Raw genomic sequence first — 21,038 nt, 5'->3', positions numbered from 1 at the left:
TATACTTTAATAACTTATAATTAATAAAGAAGTATATAAAATACGAGGGAGGAAAGTTTATGACAGTTGTACCAATTTTGTTTTTGATTTATGCCTGTATATTTGTAGGTGGAGCTTTTTTACTATACTGGATCATTAAGACTGCCGTTAAAAAGGGAATTTTGGAAGCACATGATGAAATTAACAGAAAAAATTAACTCTTAACATTAATAGCGATTAAATCTTCTTAATAAAGCTCTGGCTTATAATGCCGGAGCTTATTCTATTATCCAGGCTCACATTTCAGCAAAATTTGCATATACTGCTATAAAATAATTATTGGTGGCATTACATGAATAATGATCCTCCTGGAACTATGTTTCAACAGGGAAACATTATGCGAATAAACAATGCTTTCGTAGAAGATGTTTCTTGTTTTAATAACTCTAATGGCAGTATACTAGTTTCCTACGCTGTACCAGATATAAATAATATGATATCTATACAGAATATCAGATTAAATCTCAGCAATCAGACTATCGTAATAAATTCATTTGGACAAAGCATATGTTTATGCTGTATTCAAAGGGGTTCACTGGTAAATGTTGCTTTTTCACCAATTATGACTGCGAGCATACCTCCTCAATCAAATGCTTTTTGGGTAGCTGTTCAAAGAAGTGCTCCGATTCCGATACCGCCATGGCCACCGGTACCAGTACCACCGAGACCTCCTGTGCCTCCCAGACCTCCGCAGCCTCCCAGGCCACCTAGACCTCCGCAGCCTCCCAGGCCCCCGCAACCTCCAAGGCCTCCGCAACCTCCGAGACCTCCGCAGCCTCCCAGGCCTCCGCAACCTCCGAGACCTCCACAGCCTCCGGGACCTCCTAGGCCTCCGCAACCTCCGAGACCTCCTAGGCCTCCGCAGCCTCCCAGGCCTCCGCAACCTCCGAGACCTCCGCAACCTCCCAGGCCTCCGCAACCTCCGAGACCTCCGCAGCCTCCGGGACCTCCTAGGCCTCCGCAACCTCCGAGACCTCCTAGGCCTCCGCAGCCTCCCAGGCCCCCGCAATCTCCCAGGCCTCCGCAGCCTCCGGGACCTCCCAGGCCTCCTAGGCCTCCGCAACCTCCCAGGCCTCCGCAGCCTCCGGGACCTCCCAGGCCCCCTCAGCCTCCCAGGCCTCCTAGGCCTCCGCAACCTCCCAGGTCTCCTGAGAGACCCAGGTCTTCGAATAGGTGATAGCAACTAATAATGGATTTCAATTTTAATAAAATTTTATAATAGAATTATTATTAAACTTTTCACCCCTGAATAGTGACTCTTTGCATGAATTTTATATATTTATTTATAAAATTCATGCAAAGTTAATCTTATTGCTCATTATTAGCCTTTTTTCACATAAACTTAGTAAAATGCCCACTAGCATAACGCGTGCCTGTTCCTGCTCTACTTCAACTGACATAATACAAATCTTTATGGGTTCAGAAATAAATTCACCCTTCTCTGCTCTACTGTAGCTAATTTTTAGACTTTGCTCCCATTACTCCTGTAATAATATTGTTATCCAGTATCCCCCGCTCCTCCGCCTTAATGGGGAGATTCCCAATTTTTAGAGAGGGCTTGTGAGTTGCATGTGTGCTGCTGACCACATCTGACAGCAACAAGAACATTGTCAATCAATTTTACTCAAAACTGATACCTTATCAATAAATTTTTTCATATCTATATTCTTCCTAATGTGGGACATGCAATCACGATATTACTGAAAAAGTATATACTCACCATACTATGGAGCAATTATATAAATATAGAATCCTCACTTTTAAATCTCCAACCAATCAGATTTTCTTGTATCAATATATCCATGTAACCTGCGCGATATTTACTTATATCGTCAAGTATTGTTTCCAAAGGTGTTTTGCTAAATGATATTTGCTTTAAACTTCTACCTAATGAAGATGTATAGGACAATTAGTCCAATATATCTTTCGAAATAAAATCATGATATTTTCCCTTATTCACTCTGATAATAGTTTCCAATTTGTATAAGAGATATTATAACATTATTGTTCCAATTCTCAAAAGAGTTTTATATAACAAAAACTGCACCAACCATGAAAAGTCAGTGCAGTCACTATAAATCTTGATTCTATGCAGTTTTCTTAGAACTTCCCAGCCTTAGCAGCTTCTTCAATGGCAACTGCAACTGCAACAGTCATACCAACCATCGGGTTGTTACCAGCGCCGATCAGACCCATCATTTCAACATGAGCAGGTACGGAAGAAGAACCAGCGAACTGAGCATCAGAGTGCATACGTCCCATAGTATCTGTCATACCGTAGGAAGCAGGACCTGCTGCCATGTTATCCGGGTGAAGTGTACGTCCTGTACCACCGCCTGATGCTACGGAGAAGTATTTTTTACCCTGATCAACACATTCTTTTTTGTAAGTACCAGCTACCGGATGCTGGAAACGAGTTGGGTTTGTGGAGTTTCCTGTGATGGAAACGTCAACAGCTTCTTTGTGCATGATAGCAACACCTTCTGTTACATCGTTTGCACCGTAGCAGTTAACTTTTGCACGAAGTCCTTCAGAGTATGCTTTACGGAATACTTCTTTTACTTCGCCTTTGTGGTAGTCCATCTCTGTTTCAACATATGTAAATCCGTTGATACGAGCGATGATCTGAGCTGCATCTTTTCCAAGTCCGTTTAAGATAACGCGTAATGGTTTTTTACGAACCTTGTTTGCTTTTTCTGCAATACCGATAGCGCCTTCAGCTGCTGCGAAAGACTCATGGCCTGCTAAGAATGCAAAACATTCTGTGTCTTCTTCCAGTAACATTTTACCAAGGTTACCATGTCCAAGACCTACTTTACGCTGGTCAGCAACGGATCCCGGGATACAGAAAGACTGAAGTCCTTCACCGATAGCTGCTGCTGCATCTGCTGCTCTTCTGCAGTCTTTTTTGATTGCAATTGCTGCGCCTACAGTGTAAGCCCATTTTGCATTTTCAAAACAGATTGGCTGAATACCTTCAACCTGATTATATACATCTAAGCCTGCTGCTTTTGTAACTTCTGCTGCTTCTTCGATAGAGTTAATACCATACTCTTTTAAAACAGCCAGAATTTGTTTTTCTCTTCTTTCATATGATTCAAATAAAGCCATTCTTTTCCCCTCCTCTATTATTCATGTCTTGGGTCGATGATTTTCACTGCGTCTGCAACTCTACCATACTGACCTTTAGCTTTTTCAAATGCTGTGTTAGCATCATCACCTGCTTTGATGAAATCCATCATTTTACCAAAACTTACGAACTGGTAACCGATGATTTCGTCATCTGCATCTAAAGCAACACCTGTAACATAGCCATCTGTCATTTCAAGATAACGAGGACCTTTTGCAAGAGTTCCATACATTGTACCAACCTGAGATCTGAGGCCTTTACCTAAATCTTCAAGTCCGGCACCGATTGGAAGTCCGTCTTCTGAGAAAGCACTCTGTGTTCTGCCATAAACAATCTGTAAGAATAATTCTCTCATTGCTGTATTGATAGCGTCACATACTAAGTCTGTATTTAAAGCTTCAAGGATTGTTCTTCCTGGTAAGATTTCGGAAGCCATTGCTGCGGAATGAGTCATACCTGAACATCCGATTGTCTCTACTAATGCTTCCTGGATAACGCCCTCTTTAACATTTAATGTTAATTTACAGGTACCCTGCTGAGGTGCACACCAGCCTACACCATGTGTTAAACCGGAAATGTCTTTAATTTCTTTTGCTTTTACCCATTTTGCTTCTTCTGGGATCGGAGCAGCACCATGAGCCACGCCTTGCGCTACTTTACACATCGTTTCTACTTCATGTGAATAAATCATTTTAAGACTCCTTTCAAAAATGAATTCTTTGGATATGTACGTGTTCATATCGTTAGATATTTAACACCATACTTGATATCATTTTCTCATAAAACGTCAAAATAGTCTAGTGTTTTTTGTAAAAAAGTGTTGCCTAAAACAGGGAAAACAGGAGAATACCCCTTTTAAGCCCGACAAACACCGCAGCAGTAAGAAAGAGAATGGAATTTTCCACTCTCTTTCTTTCCCTTAACTGGCAGCATTCTTCAATCGTACAACACATTGATCATCGCATTCTACATATTTAATCTGTTTAAGGGGTGCCTCGGATCCCAGCCTGCATGCCGCATTATAATATTCTACTTTAAAATTAATGTGGTCCAGATTGCTTTCCAGTTCTTCTATATGCTTTTCCACTACGCGCTTATGCGCGATAACCATCTGACGGCGTTCTTTCAGAGTTACATCTCCCTTTGCGCACAGTGCTACAAATCTGCGAATGTCGGCTATTGGCATATCCGTTGCTTTCAGGCAGGATATAATCGATATCCAGTCAAGGTCTTTGTCATTGTAAATCCGAACACCTGCTTCATTTCTCTTTACAGTTGGCAGCAACTGTTCTTTTTCATAATAGCGCAGTGTTGATGCCGGTAATCCCGTTATTTCAGAAACCTGCTTTATTTTATATTCCATAATATGACCCCCTTATCATACATTAAAGTAACTTTAACATTTGTCTTTTATTATAATATGAATCAGGGATAATTTCAATCAATAAAAAATACAAATCATGATTCGCCTCATAACTGCACAGGTTCAAGGATTATTTCCTTTATTTTATGTATCCGATTTCACCACATCACCTCTCAAATGAGGTTCTGAAATATATTTCATTTTCGGAAAGTACTTTTTCATTACATGGTCGGGAAAATATTTATCCAACCTCATTTCCACCACATTTTTAGCAGGTCTGTTTAACTGTCTCTCTGACATACGAAGCAGCGCCACACCAGATATGGTTGCAGTCACTACCATAAAACATACCGCTATTTTTGTTACTAATATCCCTGCTTTTCTCGGCGCCCGTTCAATTAATCCGGAAAGAAGCGGATAAACCCATTTTGCCCAGGCGATCGCTACCACTCCCCAGAAAATACAGAATATTAAATTCACATAATGTCCCAGGGTAAAGGGCAATCCGGAATAGTCCCAAAATGTAACCCCCAGCATCACCTGGCAGACATAACCGCAGATAAATTCAAATATGCCCCCTAAAACATATCCTTTAATGAATATATTAAAAGTTTTCATTTCTTTCGTGCTATGTAAAAAAACAGTAAATAAGGCGCATCCAAGACCCCATACGGAACTGAATGGCAGGAATAGGTTACTGGTTCTGCTGGAAATTTCCCCAAATGCAAAATAGCACCAGATTGTCTCCAGGATGCATCCCATTATCCCTCCCATCATAAAAATCCAAAATATTTTATATTTATTATATCCTACTGCAAATCTTTCTCTTTTCAAACTTCCCTTTGTGTTCATAGTTATACCTCCCGCATATCGCAGTCCTGCCTGCGATACTGCCTTAATAAATAGTTTGAAAGCGCTTTTCTTTCAAACTTTGCCCCCTTCATTTATAATGTGCTTCCCAGTCTGTGGCAGGAATATGCCACAATCCCCGGGATACATTCCATTAATTAAATCCATAAAGTCTTTGAAGTAAATGATAACAGCCAAGTACTGTGCGCCTTCCTAATCTACCCGGAAGATTTACCCAAATACCAATGCAGCTATATCTCACTTTTCGATACATGCGGCTGTCAAGATTTTTTAAATATCTCCAAATCTGTTTCAGTTCTTTACCGCTGTCCGGTGTATCTTTCAGCATTGCGAGAATCGTGGCAATTGCCATTGCCAGTTTCAGATTTGTATACATCGTCTTACGCAAAGAACGTTCTTTGATCATAAACTGTTTCTTATGCATATAGTCAATTAAGTTACGGGTTACCCGGTAATGCTGATCCATTCGTCCAATCATTACGGATTCCTGAACCGACTGATCTTCTCTTCCTATAAAATACCGGTAGAAATTTAAATCCAGGTACCGAATTGTCCGCACATAAGGCAGGGGTTGAAAGACATAAATATTATCTACATAAAAAGTATGTTCAGGCAATACCAGCCCACTGCTTCTCACCAGTTCAGTGCGGTAAATAAGGGAATGCATCATCAGATAATTGGTTACCGGAAGTCCTCTGGTATCTTTCCAGGTAAATGTTTCTCCGGTTTTCATATACCGCCGGTAATTAATTACCTTCTTCCGCTTTGCACCCTGTTTTTCATATACAAAATTAGATACTACCAGATCCGGCATTTCATCTGAAGCAATTAGTTCTTTCAGTTCTTCCAGAATCTTTTTGTATGCCTCCTGATTAACCCAGTCGTCACTGTCTACAACTTTCAGGTAGAGTCCTTTTGCATTGGCAATTCCTGTGTTCAGAGCTCCGCCATGCCCCTTATTCTCCTGATGTATAGCACGCACTATGTTTGGATATTTTGATTCATATTTCTGTGCAATAGATAGTGTATGGTCTTTTGAACCGTCGTCAATTACAAGTATTTCCACATCATCCTGACCGGTCAGTAAGGTCTTGATACAATGTTCCATATAATCCTGTGATTGATAACAAGGTACTATGACAGATAAAATTTTCATAGGCTTCTTCCCTTCGTATAAATTCTGCTTTCGTTTTTCTATCACTCTAACAGACAAATATCAAGAATTTATCAACTTATTGTAAACTACTCTTCTGCGCTGATAGAGATTCTGGCGTTATATTCAACGCTTACTCTGATCTGTTTATCTTTTCCGTTATCCCTGGTATAATCGTCTCCGTAATGCTCACCGTTAATGTTGACTTCTCCATCATCCGTATCCAGATAAAAATCATATTCTTTTTCTGATTTTGCCAGAGTCAGGTCAACATCACCGTATTCGTTCTTGATATTAGTATCTGACGTGTTCAGGTTATCTATACTGCATTTTCCGTTTTCCTGACGAATATTATTTTTTACAGCCGTAATATCTGTTCCTTTGACTGTTCCATAATCACTTTCTATGTTCAGACTATTAGTCTTAACGTTTCTAAGACCGATAGCTCCGTATTCACCGTTTACTGTAAGCAGATTCATTCTTTTATTTTTCGTGTTTCCTTCCATATTACGCAGGTCCACAGAGCCGTTGTTATTCATAATCTCTACCTGATCGGCTTTCATCTGATCAACTGTAACATTACCGTAGTCTGTGCTTATTTTCACATTTTTTGCAGTAATATTTTTCAATTCCAAATCACCGGAACTGGTATCATTATCAATCTTCAGCTCTGGAACAACACAATTTTCCATTTCTAATTTACCATAATCCAGATTCAGACTGAGTTCTTCCATATTTACATTCGTAATATTGATATTTCCGCTGTCGCCTTCTAATATCAGTTTCTTAATATCTGCCTGATTCAGACTCAGCTCACCATAATCTGATCGTACTTTCAGCTGATCCAATTCAATGCCTTTTGGCAGAATCAGTTTAATATAATCTTCTTTTTTCTGATTAGCGAAATTACCGATGCCAATGAGACTGATCCCGTTTTGATGGACACTTTTCAGGTTGAAACTAACCTTCCCATTATCAGCTTTATATTCCGGTTTGGCGAACATATCATCGTAGCCATATTCCAGCCGGAATGAATCCCCCTGTTCTATATAGATATTGCCATAACCCGCACTTATTTCTAAATTTTTTATATCTTTTAAACTTTTTGTTTCTTCTAAATATTTTCCCTGATCATTTCCAGTATAAATTCCTTCTGAAGTCAGTCTCAATCCCAGGCTGCCACCCAGTGCAAGACCGGTTACCATAACAATGCCTCCTGCAAGTGTCAGGCATCCTGCGGTGATCAGCAAAACTTTCTGATACTTTTTCATGACTTTTTCCTCCTCTTTAAAATGTTTCTGAACATTTTACCAATCCCTTTTACCATACGTCTGCCGATTCCGATAATTCCAAATCCTACAAAGATTCCAATTCCAACAGCTGCCATTCCAAGTCCGAGCAATGCAATGCCGGTCGCTGGTTGGGTAAATAAAAGGTAAATTCCACAAAATGCCGTAACAATCCCTCCGGCCAATGCACACAGGTCAACCAGAATTGCAGACCCCACAAACGCAACTACCACCAGGAGCATAGAAGCAAACAGGGCTACCATCGCAAATGCCATTGGAAGTGCCACAGGAGCTGCACAGATCCCTAATATTATGATCCAAAGAGTGCTGAATCCTTTTTTTACATCTACCTGTTCTTCCATCCGCTTAATTGCAGCATCCGTAATAATCTGATATGCTACTTCACGGGGAGTTCCAAGTTCCTGAATGATCTCCTGTTCCTTTTCCGGTCCGGCATCTTCAAAATATTCCGTATAATAATCCATCGCTGTATTGAACTCTTCCTTTGGCAGCTTTCGAAGTTCACGCGCCAGAGTCCGCAAATATTCATTCTTGCCCATTTTTAGTTCCTCCCAAAATTATTTCTTCTATTCCTGCTCGATAAGTAATCCATTCATCTACAAAATGCTGATATTGTTTCTTTCCTTCGGGAGTCAGATAATAATATTTTCGATTCCTCCCCTGAAATGGCTGGTCATAAGTTCCCAGATAGCCATGATTCTGTAATCTTCTCAATACCGGGTAAAGCGTAGACTCCTTTAAATCCGTTACCTTTTTCATTTCCTGGGAAATAGAGTATCCATACGTATCTCCCTTTGCAATAATCGCCAAGACAATTGCATCTGTAAGTGCCGCTCCCAATTGATAAGTCATCTTACCGCCTCCTCTCGTTTTGTTCAAAAAGTAAATCTAATACCTTTTGTTTGACTATATTATATGTCGTATAATATACTTTGTCAACATATATAATTATTTTTTTTATATAATACATTCCGCTATATAGAATTATAGAATATATTATATTTCTCACTGCATTTTCAAGAACAGGAACAGCAAAAAGGCTCCGCCAAAAGCAGCAGACTCATACTGCTTCTTCTGACGAAACCGTTAACCTGTTATGATCCAGAGGTATGTCTAAACTCTTGTTTTTTTAATCAGTACTAAAGTAAGAGCAAAAATTGCTGCTGCAAATCCTACCTGCACCAAAATCCCCATCCATACATCCGTTCTCATCTGGTGGGTAATGCCGATTGCTCCTCCCAGCATATCATTCACTTTTACATACCAAAAGGACGGTACAAACTTACAGAATGCCAATACTTTTTCACTCATGACTTCCTGGGGAACAAAGACCCCGCCCATAAAGCAGAAGCCGAGACTGATAATATTGACCAGCGCCGTAAGGGCATTATCACTTTTTACCAGCATGCCCACCATAAATGCTATTGATGCTGCGAGCAATAAAAACGCTATTGTATTTAATATACCGTATTTTATGTTCCCATCTAATAACTGTCCCCTGTAAAGCACGACTGCCATGATCATAAATACACCCCATATGATGGCAGAAAATGCCACGCAGGCAATCATAATCTGTTTATTCCTCTGATTCATTGTCATGGCACCGCACTCATTCCTTTTTTTCAGATCCCTGTTTTGAAAAGCACGCAGTGCCGGACTGATTCCATATATCAGCACCGCCATCAGCGCATATGGAATATACCTCAGATAATAGTAAACAGATGGCATACTCGCCTTTACTGTATCCCCCTGCAGCGTAACCTGGCCTTTTAATTCCAGATCCTCAGATACATTTTTTGCTGCATCTGTCACCGAATAACCCGCCGCTAAATATGTTTTCAAAGATTTTAAATATTGGCTTACCTGACTGTCTGCAAAATATCCGGTATAGGAGCCGGGAACCTTAATATTTTCGGTATAAACCTCTTCCCCATTCTTTATTTTCTCTTCAAATCCAGCAGGGATGATCAGAATATATTCTACTTTTCTGGCAAATAAATTGTCCTGCATCTTTTCCTTATCATCTTCTATCTCAACCAGATTCTGTCTGGATCCCATATATTCCTTAAGTGCCCTGCTAAGTTCACTGCCGTCACGGTCAATGACTGCTATCTGTATCTTAGTATCCTGAAAACTCTGCATCTCTGTACCGGAAGTAACATTAGACATTAATATTGCAAGGCCGATAAAAATCCCAAAATAAAGTAATAATCCTCCTATGTTTTTTTTAATAATTTTGTAAAAACAATTAAAGACTTGCATATTTCTTCCTCCTTGCCAGCAAAAATCCCCCTATACAGAATATTGCGGTAAAAATCAATAATATAATAATATTCTTAAAATAGCGGTCGTAAGTATCATAAATATCAAGTGCGTAAAATGCATCTGACAGCACCACTGCAGGATTGATACGGTTTATAATAGGGCAGACCTGTTCCACGTCATTTTTAATTGTATTTATGAATAAACCGCTGAAAAAGCATAAAAACATATTGAGTGCAATCATGATACCCGTTTTTACACTCAGGGATGTTCTTCCGATACAGCCTGCAAAAAATCCCATGGATACGCCAAGTAAAGTGCCGACGAATGCCAAAAACAGAATTGCCGGTATTTTATTTCCAAAGTTTACCCCAAGTACAAACCGCAGATATCCCATCAATATCAGCAGGGAACAAAATTGCACAGAGACTGCTGCCGCAAATTCACCCATTATCATAGTCATACGGTGGACAGGCGAAGTCATCTTTCTGGCAGCCAGTGTGGTAAGGTTTGCCTGAATATATCCTGCATTGTATAATCCCAGAAAACACCCGTACAGACATGCCATCGCAAGAAGGGCATAGAAATACTGCATCATTGCATCCTGATTTCCGCTGCTCAGGGTTATTTCTTTATTTACGGTCACATCTTCATTCAGATTTTTCATTATAATCTCCGCAGAAGCCGGATTTAATTTTATTGCTTTTTTAATCATATTTTCCGCCTGGAGATAACTGTCCAGTAAGGAACTTAAAATACTTTGATTGATTCCAGTCTTTTTAACCATTAATTGTACTGTATCCGACACATAAAACACACCATCTACGTCACCGTCACTCAGGAGTTTCCCTGCGGCATCCTCATTCGTATATTGAATGTTCATTATCTGGTCTGCCCCCGGTTTGGATAATTCATCCAGCAGTTCTTTAAAATAGCTGTCCTGGTTTTCCATCACTGCTGCCACCGGAATCGCCTGTAATTTTTCTTCCCGATTCATAAAGTTTCCAAAGGTCACGAAGAAAAGAGTACCCAGAATCATGGGAAAAGCCAATGTCCAAAATAATCCCTGCCAATTTCGTACCAGCCCTTTCAGGCGGTATTTATAAATATGAAAAAACATAACGCCCTCCTAATCTCTCAGCTCTCTGCCTGTAATCTCTAAAAACACATCGTTTAAAGTTGGCATTTCTGAGAAAACCCTGCCAAAAGAAATTCCCTGATCCTGAAGATAATTCAATATTCTTATAAGATTATGATTCGCACTGCTGCACTTTATTTTTAATACGTTCTCTTCATATGCCACTGAATAGACATGTGGAAGTTCTTTGATTTTCAACAGAATGCTGCTTTCCAGACCCAGTATTTCGATCCGGATGGTTTCACCAACTTTGATCATGTTCTTAAGTTCTTCCGTTGTCCCAATTGCCAGATTCTGCCCATTATCCATAATGGCAACCCGGGTACAGATCTGTTCCACTTCCTCCATGTAATGGGAAGTATAGATGATTGTTGCCCCCTCTTGATTCAGTTTCTGTATTCCTCTTAGTATGTGGTTTCTGCTCTGGGGATCCACTGCTACGGTAGGTTCATCCATGATAATCAGTTCTGGTTTGTGGGCAATCCCGCATCCGATATTTAATCTTCTAAGAAGTCCACCGGATAACTTTCTGGGATAAAATTTTTTAAATTCCTGAAGTCCTACAAAGTCAATTGCCTCTTCTACCAGTTTCTTCCTTTCCTGTTTATCATTCACATACAGTCCACAAAAATAATCCAGATTTTCATGGACTGTCAGTTCCTCAAAAACGGCTACATTCTGCATAATAACCCCGATCTTCCGCTTGCTGTCATAGCTGTCCGGATGCATCGTTTTACCAAATACCTCTATCTTTCCCTTATCATAAGAAAGCAGGGATAAGAGACAGCTGATTGCCGTTGTCTTTCCCGATCCATTTGGGCCCAGCAGCCCAAAGATCTCTCCCCTTTTAATATCCAGATTGAAATGATCTAATGCTACCAGTTCTTTGTATCGTTTTACAAGATTTTCTATTTTAACAATTGTTTCACTCATTCTTAGCACCCTCCATTTATTTGATACTGCCATTATAAACCAATCAGCAGACCCAGAGAAGTGCCGTATGTCAGGATGTTAGATGACATTTGTCATAACATCCTGTTTTGATGAATCTGTTATTGAGATTTCAATCGCTAATAGGTATAATAAAGAAGTAAACTACAGCAGAGCATGTCTGTAAATTCATCACTTTCGACTGTAACATGCAAGGAGGAACCCCCATGGATACATTAATTGATAAATGCATTATATTGATTTGCTGCTGTATATTTTTAATCGACAGTTCCCTATCTATCCTGCCCGTATTTGTATTTGTCACTGCATTTGGCATCAGCTGTCTAAATACTTATTTCGATCAGCTCAAAGTCACGGTTCTCACAGGCTGTCTGTATCTTTTCCTGTGTTTTCTGATCCCGCCATTCTGCCTGCTGCTTCCTCTGATTATTTACGACTTTTGCACCTGGAAACTAAGGATCCTGACTATTATCGGCGCAGCAGCATGCTTTCGATATCTGGCAATCGATTTCCATCCGTTAAACCTGTCTGTTTTCGTCTTTTTTATATTGAGTTACCTGCTCTGCTACCGGACAGAAACCTTTCAAAAACTGTCCCAACAGCTGAAGATATCCCGGGACAGCAGCCGTGAACTCAATCTTTTATTGGAAAACAAAAACAAAGACCTGTTAGAAAAGCAAGACTATGAAATACACCTTGCCACGCTGAAAGAACGAAACCGCATTGCAAGAGAAATACATGATAATGTGGGACATATGCTGTCCCGCTCTATATTACAGACCGGTGCACTTTTGGCGGTTAATAAAGACAATAGCCTGAAAGCACCTCTGCTTTCCGTAAAAGATACGCTTTCCAGTGCTATGGACAGCATTCGGGAAAGCGTCCACGATCTCCATGATGACTCCATTGACCTTTATGATACCATCCGCACTATTTTGAAAGATTATAAAACTTACGAAACAACGTTAGAATACGATATGAGTGATACCATTCCAAGAAATGTAAAGTATTGTTTTATCATGCTGATCAAGGAAGGACTTTCAAATATAGTAAAACACAGTGATGCCAGCAATATTGTTATCATCGTCAGAGAACATCCTTCCTTTTATCAGATTCATATCAGCGACAATGGCAATCCTGTTCCCGGGAACATTTCTTCCCACGGAATCGGGCTTGAAAATATGCAGGAACGGGTTCAGGCTTTACATGGTACTTTCCGTACAAGCATCGATCACGGTTTTAAAATATTTGCGTCAGTTCCAAAAACGTACTGACTCTTATCAGAAAGGAAAATATATGAATATAATAATTGTAGATGACGACCAGCTGGTTGCCCTGTCACTGAAAACAATCTTAGAAAGTGATCCGGAGATAAAGGTCACTGCCGTTGGAAGCAGCGGCAATGAAGCAATTGAACTTTTTGAAGCACATCAGAAAGAAACGGACATCCTTTTAATGGACATCCGTATGGTACATATGAGCGGCCTGGAAGCCGGAGAGAAAATTTTAAAAAAAGATCCATTGGCAAAAATCCTTTACTTAACTACTTTTTCGGATGATGAATATATTATCCGGGCATTACATATCGGTGCAAAAGGTTATCTTCTGAAACAGAACTACGAAAGCATTGTACCTGCCCTAAAAGCTGTCTATTCCGGTCAAAGTGTGTTCGGAAGTGAAATTGTAAGGAAAATACCTGAGTTAATGCAGAACACGGAACAATACAATTATAGTTCCCATGGTGTTCTGCCAAAAGAACTGGAAATTATCAAACTGGTTGCAGATGGACTTAGTAATAAAGAAATTTCTGAGACTTTGTATCTAAGCGAAGGAACCGTAAGGAATTACCTTAGCACCATCTTAGATAAATTAGACCTGAGAGACCGGACACAACTGGCAATATTTTTCTACCAGCATCGCGGATAATTTGCGGCAGGTCTCCTTTGGTGCTATAATAAGGCTGACATAAAATATCTTACACATAATACGAAAGGATCGGCTCTGCTATGAAAACTATTTATAAACTGCTTACTTTTTGCATGCTTGCCTGTTGTCTGTTGCTTTCAGCGTGCAGTTCTTCCAGGGAACCAATCAGTAAGCAGGGCTTTTTACTGGATACGGTTATTCAGATTACCCTTTATGATACCGGAAATGAATCTCTTTTAGATGAATCCTTTGCTGTCTGCGAGAAATATGAACAACTTTTAAGTAAAACCGTTGCAACCAGCGATGTTTCCCGTATAAATCAAGCAGAAGGAAAACCCGTCACGGTATCTGATGAAACCATTGCATTAATTCAGAAATCCCTTACATACAGCGAGTTATCTGATGGAGCATTTGATATCACGATAGCACCTTTAAGTTCACTCTGGGATTTCAAGGATAAGAAAACCATACCCGACAGTCAGGATATTGAAAAAGCAAAGAATCTTGTGGATTATCATACCATTTCGATTAGTGGCAATACCGTAACCCTTTCAAATCCCAAAGCCTCAATTGATCTTGGAGCCATTGCCAAAGGTTATATCGCTGATAAAATTAAAGACTATCTCGTTTCAAAAAATGTAAAAAGCGGATTAATTAATCTGGGCGGCAATGTACTTACTATCGGTACAAAGCCAGACGGTTCTGCCTGGAATATCGGTATTCAAAAACCTTTTGATGAACAAAATGCTGCGATTACTTCTGTACATTTAAGCGATGAGTCTGTCGTTACCTCCGGCGTTTACGAACGGTATTTTAAACAGGACGGTGTAATCTATCACCATATTCTAGATGCCAAAACAGGTTACCCCTTTCAAAACGGGCTGCTTGGTGTCACCATAATTTCCGAACAATCCGTAGATGGTGACGCCCTCAGCACAACCTGCTTCGCCCTGGGGCTTCAAAAGGGCATAGAACTGATCCGGTCTCTTCCTGATATAGATGCTATTTTCATAACCGATGATTATCAGCTTCATGACTCCAGAGACACTGATTACAATTCCTGATTTAGAAAAATCTTCAAGCTGATACGATAAGAGATATACATAATCAGAATGCATAAAAACGGCAGAGAGACGATTATTAATATTATAAAAGTCTCTCCCAGTGGCGGCAGTCCTGCGCTTTGCATCACATTTGCAGCGATGTACACAACCGCTGTGGGAATCAGGAAACATACCATCATTAACAATCTGGCTTTCTCAGCTCCAAATTTATAGAGAAGCGGTAATATAACACTTCCAAACACCAAAGCAATTCCGATACAGCCGACTGCCGTTGCCAAAATATTAACCATATCAAATTCTTTTAAAAGAATGCCGCCAACACTGCATATAACGATTCCCACTATGCTTCCTACCAGGGAGAAAATAATCAAAACTATGTATTTGCTTTTTACTACATCTCTTCGTGAAAGTGGCATAATCATTGCATACCGGTTCCATTTTGATATATCATCAAAACTGATCGTCGTTATTAACATCATACTGCATATAATAACACAGACTCCCATAAAGCTGATAATTCCATTGGTAGGTACCAGTATCACAGCCATAACCACCAGCATCAACCCCATTAATTTTGCATTATGTGCTATATTGTACAAATCTTTTAATATTAATCCTCTCATACCGTTTCTCCTTTCACATACAGAAGCATAATATCATCAATGGAAACATCATTCATAAGACAGTTTTTATATTTTCGTTCCATTTTTGCTTTATCCGATACCAGAACTTCATATTCATAATCTTTTTTCCGGTAAGTAATGATGTCATTTCTGTCTATTTTTACAAACTGTTCCTTACCGCACTTGATAATTCCATAGTTATAAATTAGTTCATCCTTTGCCAAAGAAAATATCAGTTTACCTTCGTGAATGAAGGTAATATAATCCGCTATCTTTTCCAGATCACTGGTGATGTGGGAAGAAACTAAAACCGCATGTGTCTCATCCTGCACAAAATCAAGGAAAATATCCAGCACTTCATCTCTGACAATAGGATCCAGTCCGCTGGTTGCCTCATCTAAGATCAATAATCTTGGATTATGAGACAATGCCACTGCTATTGTAAACTTCATCTTCATGCCTTTTGAGTATTCCTTTATCTCCTTATTTTCAGAAAGCTGAAATTTTTTCAAGTATCCCTGAAAACAGTCTGTATCCCAATTAGAATAAATTTTCTTCATTATATTTCCGATTTTTCTGGGGGTCAGAGTCTCATAAAAGTTATCTCCGTCAAATACAACTCCGATGTCATTACGCATTCCCGTGTCGTTATCCGTCATCTCTTTCCCTAGAATCTTAATTTCTCCGCCATCTTTTTTAATAAGATTTAAAATAGAATTAATTGTAGTACTCTTTCCTGCTCCATTTTCACCGATTAAACCTACAATTGTACCCGACGGAATAGAAAAACTTATTTTGTCCAATGTAAAATCCTTATATTTTTTCTCCAGATCCCTTACTTCTAAAATATAATCCATCATGAATCCTCCTCGTCCTCATAAAATATGGTCAAAAGCTCTATCAGCTTCTTTAGGCTGATCCCACTGCTTCTGCCAATCTCTGCTGCCTCCTGAAGCTTTTCTTCTGCATTTCGCAGTTTTTCTTCCTGAAAAAATTCTTTATTAGTGCTAGCCACAAAAGTTCCCCTGCCGGTTACCGTTTCTATAAATCCATCGCGCTGCAGGTCTTCATAAGCCTTCTGTGCCGTAATCACACTTATATGTAAAGATTTAGCCAGCGCCCGCATAGAAGGAAGCATTTCCCCGGGCTGCATCTCCCCGCTCATTATGGCAGCTTTAATCTGAGATGTGATCTGCTCATAAATAGGTTTACTCTTATTGTTACTAATGATTATTTCCACATTCTAACCTCCAAGTATCATCCGGTGTACTTAAGTGTACTTATTGTACAAGTACAATATAGTACACTTTATAAAAAATGTCAAGAGGTAAATTGAATATAAAACTTCTTCTTATCAGCCACCTCTTTCCACAAAAAAAGAGCTGCACACTTCACAAGTGTAACAGCCCTTCCATTATTCATTATCTCTTTAACAATACATCACTCTCATACTGTTTCACATCTTTTAACCACTCTAATCCGGTTCCTGCATTTTTCTTTGCACAGTAATAATCCCATACCATTGCAAATGGAGCTGCTTTGAATTCTTCTTTGTATGCAAGTCTTGCACTTACATCACCGTCTGCCTCCATTTTCTTCATCTGGTCTACTGGCTGTAATAAAGCTGCCAACATTGCTTTTCTGGTATTTCTAAGACCGATTACCCATGCTGCAACACGATTAATGGATGCATCAAAGAAATCAGTTGCAACATATGTATCTTTTAATTTATCCATACGAACCAGTTCTTCAAAAATAGCTCTGGTTTCATCATCAAATCCTACTACGTGATCGGAATCCCAGCGTACCGGACGTGTTACATGCAATAATACGGAATTATCAAAGGTATAAATACTGGACAATTTTCCGGAAACTGTTTCTGTTGGATGATAATGTCCAGCATCTAAAGTCATAATGATGTGATCTTTATTTGCATTCATTACATAACCCATACAGAATTCATGAGATCCTACTGTATAGCTTTCTGCTCCGATACCGAATACTTTTGATTCAATACCATCAACAACCCCTTCTACGTCCTTGGTTGCTTCAAAGATTTCATCATAGCTCTTTTTCAGGCGCTGTCTCGGTCCTAAGGTATCAACCGGAACTTCTTTATCTCCATCCGGTGTCCAGTGATTGATGACACAAGGTTTTCCTGTTTTCTTATAGAAATATTCACCGATCTGACGACATTTAATACCATGTTCTACCCAGAATTTACGAATATCTTCATCTGCACAGGAAAGTGTTCCTTTTTCTGTACTTTTTGGATGAGCAAAATAAGTTGGGTTAAAATCCAGTCCCAATCCTTTTTCTACAGCCCAGTCAGCCCATTTTGCGAAATGTTCAGGCTGGATTTCATTACGGTCTACGAAACGGTCTGCTTCCTGGTAATTTGCGTGTACATTTACTTTTAATTCACCTGGGATGAATTTCATGGCTTCTTCGATATCAGCCCTTAATTCTTCTCCGTTTGTAGCTTTTCCGGGATAGTTACCGGTAGCCTGAATTCCTCCTGTAAGAGACTTGTCTTCTTTTACTTCTGTTCCAGCTACATCATCTCCCTGCCAGCAATGCATGGAAATTGGCGTTTTGTCTGCAATTTCAATTGCTTTATCTACATCAATACCATATTGTGCATAAAATTCTTTTGCTGCTTCATACCCTTTTTCAACATTATACATAAGTGTTTCCGCCTTTCATTTGTTATTTTTCTTCATTATAGTTTTTTCAGGGCAAAAAAACAAGGACGCAATTTTTCTAATTTACGTCCTTATTTTCCAATTATGAAGTTGTGCAATGCTACCAATACAACTGTCAGCTAACCTTCACACAAACACCATTATTATCAAATGTATAATATTTTTTATCACTTGCCAGAAGAGTCTGGTTTCTAGCCATCTTACCTGTTGGGAAGAAATAATAAAGCTTGCCGTCTATTTTCATCCATCCCTTTACTGCCGCTCCGATATTACCGGACTTTGAGGTGCTCATAAAATACATGGAACTGCCGCGTTTCAGCCATCCGATTCGCATATAGCCATCATTTTCAAAATAGTAATATTTTCCACCGATCAGGTTCCAGCCCCTCAGTTTCCTTCCATTTTTAAAGTATCTCCAGTTAACAACTGCAGCATTATTTTTTTTGAAGCGAACCGTACTGTTATCTCCTGTCCAGCCGTCTTTTCCTTTGTTGCTGGCAGACTGATATTTTTTAATCCAGTAGCCGTCTGCACCTACATACTTTTTACCCACCCATTTACAGGTGGCCATGGTACCGTCACTCTGTACGTAAAACTTACGTCCATTGGTGGTAATCCACTTATTTGCATGCATAGCCCCATCTGTACCCATGTAATAATACTTGCTGTTTATCTCCTGCCACCCGGTAATTACATATCCGTTTCTGTCGAAATAGTACCGTTTCCCACCTATCGTCATCCAGGTGAATTTGGGGTATGTACCATCGCCATTATCGTACCATTTCCCTTTACTGTTGGTTCTCCACTGAGGGTTTTTCAGCTTTCGGACCAATTCTCCGGATACGGCAAACTGGTATCTGTTTTTTCCGATCTTGCGTTTGCCGGTGTACATCACACCTTTTTTTCCAAGGTAATACTTCTTTCCACCAACATTCAACCATCCTGTGCGCATTGCACCCACCGGTGATTTAGTCGGTTCAAAATAATACCACTTGCTTCCTATCTTGCACCAGCCGGTAGCCATCCGGCCATTCTTATCTTTCTGTAAATAGAACTTTTTCCCCTGGTACTTCTTCCATCCGGTTTCATTTTTCCCATTTTTCGCATAGTACCATTTACTGCCCTTCTGATACCATCCATTTTTCTTCGATGCTGCCGAAGCCGTCATCGGAATCAACAGACAGATCAACAGAACCAGTAAGCAGATAATCCCTGATTTTTTCTTATTCATATGCCCTCCTGTCTTTTGCTAAACAACTACTCTTCTATTCTATAAAGAATTGCTGCCATTGTCAACGATAGCTTTTCGATAACATTTCGGGCTCATATGATAGTTTTCCTTGAAAATACGGTGAAAATAGCTTGTATTGTCATATCCTACCAGATAAATAATGTCAGTTATTGGAATTGTGGTATCCCGTATCAGATGTTCCGCCTGGGAAAGCCGCTTCTCCTGAAGAAGTTCTTTAAATGTTCTTCCTGTGGCATGTTTAATCTGCTTGCTCATATTGGAAACAGACTGGTTCATATCACCTGCAATTTCACTCAGCGTTGCCGCTTTATAGTTTTCTTCAATGTATTTTAACACCTGCATAATAAATAAATCCTGATGCTGTTCCTGATTACCCGCTTCGATGCAGTCTGTTGCATTCACCAGCTGCATAAACAGCAGGCCCATAGTGGTCTGGTTAATCTGGCGGTAATTCGGCTGATGGTTAAGCAAGGACCATACCAGATTTTCGATCAGATTTTGAATCGGAAGCACCTGGGCTACCCGATAATGCAGATACCCTGCCGTATTGGTATTCCTGCGAAGAGTACTGACCAGAAAATTACTCAGTACATTTCCCTTGGTAAGCATGGGCAGTACTTCATCAAAAAACTCCGGGAGTATAATAAAGTTAATCCCAATATCCTCTTCCTTTGCCGCTAAAATCTCATGAGCGGAAAACTGGTTCATAAAAAGCAGATCCCCCTCTTTCAGCGTCACTTTGGTGCTGCCGTTTATAATATGGGAAGTCTGGCCTGCACACATATACATAATCTCAATATAATTGTGCTTATGGGAAGGAAAAGCAATGAACCTGGTATGAGTACGAATATCTATCAGTCTTCCCTTCTCAAGCATCTTTGCACTGTCCACCGTGAATTCCCTGCCGGTAGTATAAATCTCCTTCTGGATATGCCTGTCTCCGGTTAAAATCCTCTGCTCCTCTTCTGTGATGGGTTTCAGACGCTTAATCAATGATTGCTGCAATTATATTCCTCCTACTACAATATATTTATGGTTAATATCCCTTACAGCCAGTAAGGAATTATCCATCTTGTTGCTTAAGCTGTATAATGATGGAGCAATCGGTATAACGGATTCCTCCTTGGGCTTCGCGCCCGTACAAAAGTCTGTTAACCAGCTCCTCATTCGCAGCGTTCGTTTTATGCAGGTTGATCCACCTTCAGGGTGCGTTCGTGTCACACCACAGTAGATTGAATAGGCAATGAGTAAA

At 39.8% G+C, this 21,038-nt stretch carries 22 protein-coding genes; 4 read left to right on the top strand and 18 right to left on the bottom strand.

Annotated elements, in window-relative coordinates; all coding sequences use genetic code 11:
- Positions 1-59 precede the first annotated feature (59 nt).
- Positions 60-197, top strand: coding sequence for a DUF6019 family protein (locus tag QR40_RS31745; protein ID WP_156042930.1), 138 nt, complete (start codon positions 60-62; stop codon positions 195-197).
- A gap of 1,942 nt (positions 198-2,139) precedes the next feature.
- On the opposite strand, the gene QR40_RS11120 is transcribed toward QR40_RS31745, so the two are convergent.
- From QR40_RS11120 to QR40_RS11070, 11 genes are all read right to left on the bottom strand, one after another.
- A complete protein-coding gene (locus QR40_RS11120; protein WP_027294646.1) occupies positions 2,140-3,150 on the bottom strand; it encodes a GGGtGRT protein in 1,011 nt (336 codons plus the stop codon).
- 17 nt (positions 3,151-3,167) lie between these two features.
- Positions 3,168-3,860, bottom strand: coding sequence for an iron-sulfur cluster assembly scaffold protein (locus QR40_RS11115; RefSeq protein WP_027294647.1), 693 nt, complete (start codon positions 3,858-3,860; stop codon positions 3,168-3,170).
- 228 nt (positions 3,861-4,088) lie between these two features.
- Positions 4,089-4,532, bottom strand: coding sequence for a MerR family transcriptional regulator (locus tag QR40_RS11110; protein WP_044289442.1), 444 nt, complete (start codon positions 4,530-4,532; stop codon positions 4,089-4,091).
- A gap of 144 nt (positions 4,533-4,676) precedes the next feature.
- Positions 4,677-5,384: a putative ABC transporter permease gene (locus tag QR40_RS11105; RefSeq protein WP_044295032.1), complete on the bottom strand. Its 708-nt coding sequence runs from the start codon at positions 5,382-5,384 to the stop codon at positions 4,677-4,679.
- Between the two features lie 151 nt (positions 5,385-5,535).
- Positions 5,536-6,558 carry a glycosyltransferase family 2 protein gene (locus tag QR40_RS11100; protein WP_044295030.1) on the bottom strand — a complete coding sequence of 341 codons (1,023 nt, stop codon included), beginning with the start codon at positions 6,556-6,558 and terminating at the stop codon, positions 5,536-5,538.
- An 86-nt stretch (positions 6,559-6,644) separates the two neighbouring features.
- The gene (locus QR40_RS11095) at positions 6,645-7,826 is read right to left on the bottom strand and encodes a DUF4097 family beta strand repeat-containing protein (RefSeq protein WP_044295029.1); all 1,182 of its coding nucleotides are present in this window, start codon (positions 7,824-7,826) and stop codon (positions 6,645-6,647) included.
- The gene (locus tag QR40_RS11090) at positions 7,823-8,404 is read right to left on the bottom strand and encodes a DUF1700 domain-containing protein (RefSeq protein ID WP_027294652.1); all 582 of its coding nucleotides are present in this window, start codon (positions 8,402-8,404) and stop codon (positions 7,823-7,825) included. The genes QR40_RS11095 and QR40_RS11090 overlap by 4 nt, the downstream gene beginning before the upstream one ends.
- Positions 8,391-8,717: a PadR family transcriptional regulator gene (locus QR40_RS11085; RefSeq protein WP_027294653.1), complete on the bottom strand. Its 327-nt coding sequence runs from the start codon at positions 8,715-8,717 to the stop codon at positions 8,391-8,393. Before QR40_RS11085 ends, QR40_RS11090 begins: the two co-directional genes overlap by 14 nt.
- A gap of 261 nt (positions 8,718-8,978) precedes the next feature.
- Positions 8,979-10,127: an ABC transporter permease gene (locus tag QR40_RS11080; protein ID WP_044295028.1), complete on the bottom strand. Its 1,149-nt coding sequence runs from the start codon at positions 10,125-10,127 to the stop codon at positions 8,979-8,981.
- Positions 10,114-11,247 (bottom strand): ABC transporter permease, encoded by a 1,134-nt coding sequence (locus QR40_RS11075; protein WP_044295027.1) that lies wholly within the window; start codon positions 11,245-11,247, stop codon positions 10,114-10,116. The genes QR40_RS11080 and QR40_RS11075 overlap by 14 nt, the downstream gene beginning before the upstream one ends.
- Positions 11,248-11,256: 9 nt before the next feature.
- On the bottom strand, positions 11,257-12,198 hold the full coding sequence (locus QR40_RS11070; RefSeq protein WP_200889746.1) for an ABC transporter ATP-binding protein: 942 nt from the start codon (positions 12,196-12,198) through the stop codon (positions 11,257-11,259).
- A gap of 224 nt (positions 12,199-12,422) precedes the next feature.
- On the opposite strand from QR40_RS11070, the gene QR40_RS11065 reads away from it, so the two are divergent.
- The 3 genes from QR40_RS11065 to QR40_RS11055 all read left to right on the top strand — a co-directional run bounded on the left by QR40_RS11065 (position 12,423) and on the right by QR40_RS11055 (position 15,206).
- A complete protein-coding gene (locus tag QR40_RS11065; RefSeq protein ID WP_052430799.1) occupies positions 12,423-13,490 on the top strand; it encodes a sensor histidine kinase in 1,068 nt (355 codons plus the stop codon).
- A gap of 22 nt (positions 13,491-13,512) precedes the next feature.
- Positions 13,513-14,142, top strand: coding sequence for a response regulator (locus QR40_RS11060; RefSeq protein ID WP_027294658.1), 630 nt, complete (start codon positions 13,513-13,515; stop codon positions 14,140-14,142).
- An 80-nt stretch (positions 14,143-14,222) separates the two neighbouring features.
- Complete coding sequence (locus QR40_RS11055; RefSeq protein ID WP_044295026.1) at positions 14,223-15,206, top strand: FAD:protein FMN transferase; 984 nt, start codon at positions 14,223-14,225, stop codon at positions 15,204-15,206.
- Here the strand turns inward: QR40_RS11055 and QR40_RS11050 are convergent.
- From QR40_RS11050 to QR40_RS31740, 7 genes are all read right to left on the bottom strand, one after another.
- Complete coding sequence (locus QR40_RS11050) at positions 15,194-15,829, bottom strand: ABC-2 transporter permease (protein WP_044295021.1); 636 nt, start codon at positions 15,827-15,829, stop codon at positions 15,194-15,196. The two genes, QR40_RS11055 and QR40_RS11050, sit on opposite strands and share 13 nt — an antisense overlap.
- Entirely contained in the window at positions 15,826-16,686 is an 861-nt protein-coding gene (locus tag QR40_RS11045; RefSeq protein WP_027294661.1) for an ABC transporter ATP-binding protein, read from the bottom strand. The genes QR40_RS11050 and QR40_RS11045 overlap by 4 nt, the downstream gene beginning before the upstream one ends.
- Positions 16,686-17,069 carry a GntR family transcriptional regulator gene (locus QR40_RS11040; protein ID WP_027294662.1) on the bottom strand — a complete coding sequence of 128 codons (384 nt, stop codon included), beginning with the start codon at positions 17,067-17,069 and terminating at the stop codon, positions 16,686-16,688. The genes QR40_RS11045 and QR40_RS11040 overlap by 1 nt, the downstream gene beginning before the upstream one ends.
- Positions 17,070-17,250: 181 nt before the next feature.
- Positions 17,251-18,516 carry an L-rhamnose isomerase gene (locus QR40_RS11035; protein WP_027294663.1) on the bottom strand — a complete coding sequence of 422 codons (1,266 nt, stop codon included), beginning with the start codon at positions 18,514-18,516 and terminating at the stop codon, positions 17,251-17,253.
- A 133-nt stretch (positions 18,517-18,649) separates the two neighbouring features.
- A complete protein-coding gene (locus QR40_RS11030) occupies positions 18,650-19,765 on the bottom strand; it encodes a hypothetical protein (protein ID WP_027294664.1) in 1,116 nt (371 codons plus the stop codon).
- Between the two features lie 39 nt (positions 19,766-19,804).
- Complete coding sequence (locus QR40_RS11025) at positions 19,805-20,791, bottom strand: AraC family transcriptional regulator (protein WP_027294665.1); 987 nt, start codon at positions 20,789-20,791, stop codon at positions 19,805-19,807.
- Positions 20,792-20,953, bottom strand: a complete 162-nt coding sequence (locus QR40_RS31740) for a hypothetical protein (RefSeq protein WP_160295799.1) — start codon at positions 20,951-20,953, stop codon at positions 20,792-20,794.
- Between the last annotated feature and the right edge of the window lie 85 nt (positions 20,954-21,038).

Origin of the sequence: Robinsoniella peoriensis (assembly GCF_000797495.1) — a bacterium.
GTDB classification, from domain to species: domain Bacteria; phylum Bacillota; class Clostridia; order Lachnospirales; family Lachnospiraceae; genus Robinsoniella; species Robinsoniella peoriensis.
Note: the sequence above shows the minus strand (reverse complement) of the source record. Positions and strands in the feature narration are given on the sequence as shown.

Excerpts from the sequence above, each read along its gene's own strand:
- QR40_RS31745 (WP_156042930.1), top strand. The coding sequence starts at position 60 with ATGACAGTTGTACCAATTTTGTTTTTGATTTATGCCTGTATATTTGTA.
- QR40_RS11120 (WP_027294646.1), bottom strand. The coding sequence starts at position 3,150 with ATGGCTTTATTTGAATCATATGAAAGAAGAGAAAAACAAATTCTGGCT.
- QR40_RS11115 (WP_027294647.1), bottom strand. The coding sequence starts at position 3,860 with ATGATTTATTCACATGAAGTAGAAACGATGTGTAAAGTAGCGCAAGGC.
- QR40_RS11110 (WP_044289442.1), bottom strand. The coding sequence starts at position 4,532 with ATGGAATATAAAATAAAGCAGGTTTCTGAAATAACGGGATTACCGGCA.
- QR40_RS11105 (WP_044295032.1), bottom strand. The coding sequence starts at position 5,384 with ATGAACACAAAGGGAAGTTTGAAAAGAGAAAGATTTGCAGTAGGATAT.
- QR40_RS11100 (WP_044295030.1), bottom strand. The coding sequence starts at position 6,558 with ATGAAAATTTTATCTGTCATAGTACCTTGTTATCAATCACAGGATTAT.
- QR40_RS11095 (WP_044295029.1), bottom strand. The coding sequence starts at position 7,826 with ATGAAAAAGTATCAGAAAGTTTTGCTGATCACCGCAGGATGCCTGACA.
- QR40_RS11090 (WP_027294652.1), bottom strand. The coding sequence starts at position 8,404 with ATGGGCAAGAATGAATATTTGCGGACTCTGGCGCGTGAACTTCGAAAG.
- QR40_RS11085 (WP_027294653.1), bottom strand. The coding sequence starts at position 8,717 with ATGACTTATCAATTGGGAGCGGCACTTACAGATGCAATTGTCTTGGCG.
- QR40_RS11080 (WP_044295028.1), bottom strand. The coding sequence starts at position 10,127 with ATGCAAGTCTTTAATTGTTTTTACAAAATTATTAAAAAAAACATAGGA.
- QR40_RS11075 (WP_044295027.1), bottom strand. The coding sequence starts at position 11,247 with ATGTTTTTTCATATTTATAAATACCGCCTGAAAGGGCTGGTACGAAAT.
- QR40_RS11070 (WP_200889746.1), bottom strand. The coding sequence starts at position 12,198 with ATGAGTGAAACAATTGTTAAAATAGAAAATCTTGTAAAACGATACAAA.
- QR40_RS11065 (WP_052430799.1), top strand. The coding sequence starts at position 12,423 with ATGGATACATTAATTGATAAATGCATTATATTGATTTGCTGCTGTATA.
- QR40_RS11060 (WP_027294658.1), top strand. The coding sequence starts at position 13,513 with ATGAATATAATAATTGTAGATGACGACCAGCTGGTTGCCCTGTCACTG.
- QR40_RS11055 (WP_044295026.1), top strand. The coding sequence starts at position 14,223 with ATGAAAACTATTTATAAACTGCTTACTTTTTGCATGCTTGCCTGTTGT.
- QR40_RS11050 (WP_044295021.1), bottom strand. The coding sequence starts at position 15,829 with ATGAGAGGATTAATATTAAAAGATTTGTACAATATAGCACATAATGCA.
- QR40_RS11045 (WP_027294661.1), bottom strand. The coding sequence starts at position 16,686 with ATGGATTATATTTTAGAAGTAAGGGATCTGGAGAAAAAATATAAGGAT.
- QR40_RS11035 (WP_027294663.1), bottom strand. The coding sequence starts at position 18,516 with ATGTATAATGTTGAAAAAGGGTATGAAGCAGCAAAAGAATTTTATGCA.
- QR40_RS11030 (WP_027294664.1), bottom strand. The coding sequence starts at position 19,765 with ATGAATAAGAAAAAATCAGGGATTATCTGCTTACTGGTTCTGTTGATC.
- QR40_RS31740 (WP_160295799.1), bottom strand. The coding sequence starts at position 20,953 with ATGAGGAGCTGGTTAACAGACTTTTGTACGGGCGCGAAGCCCAAGGAG.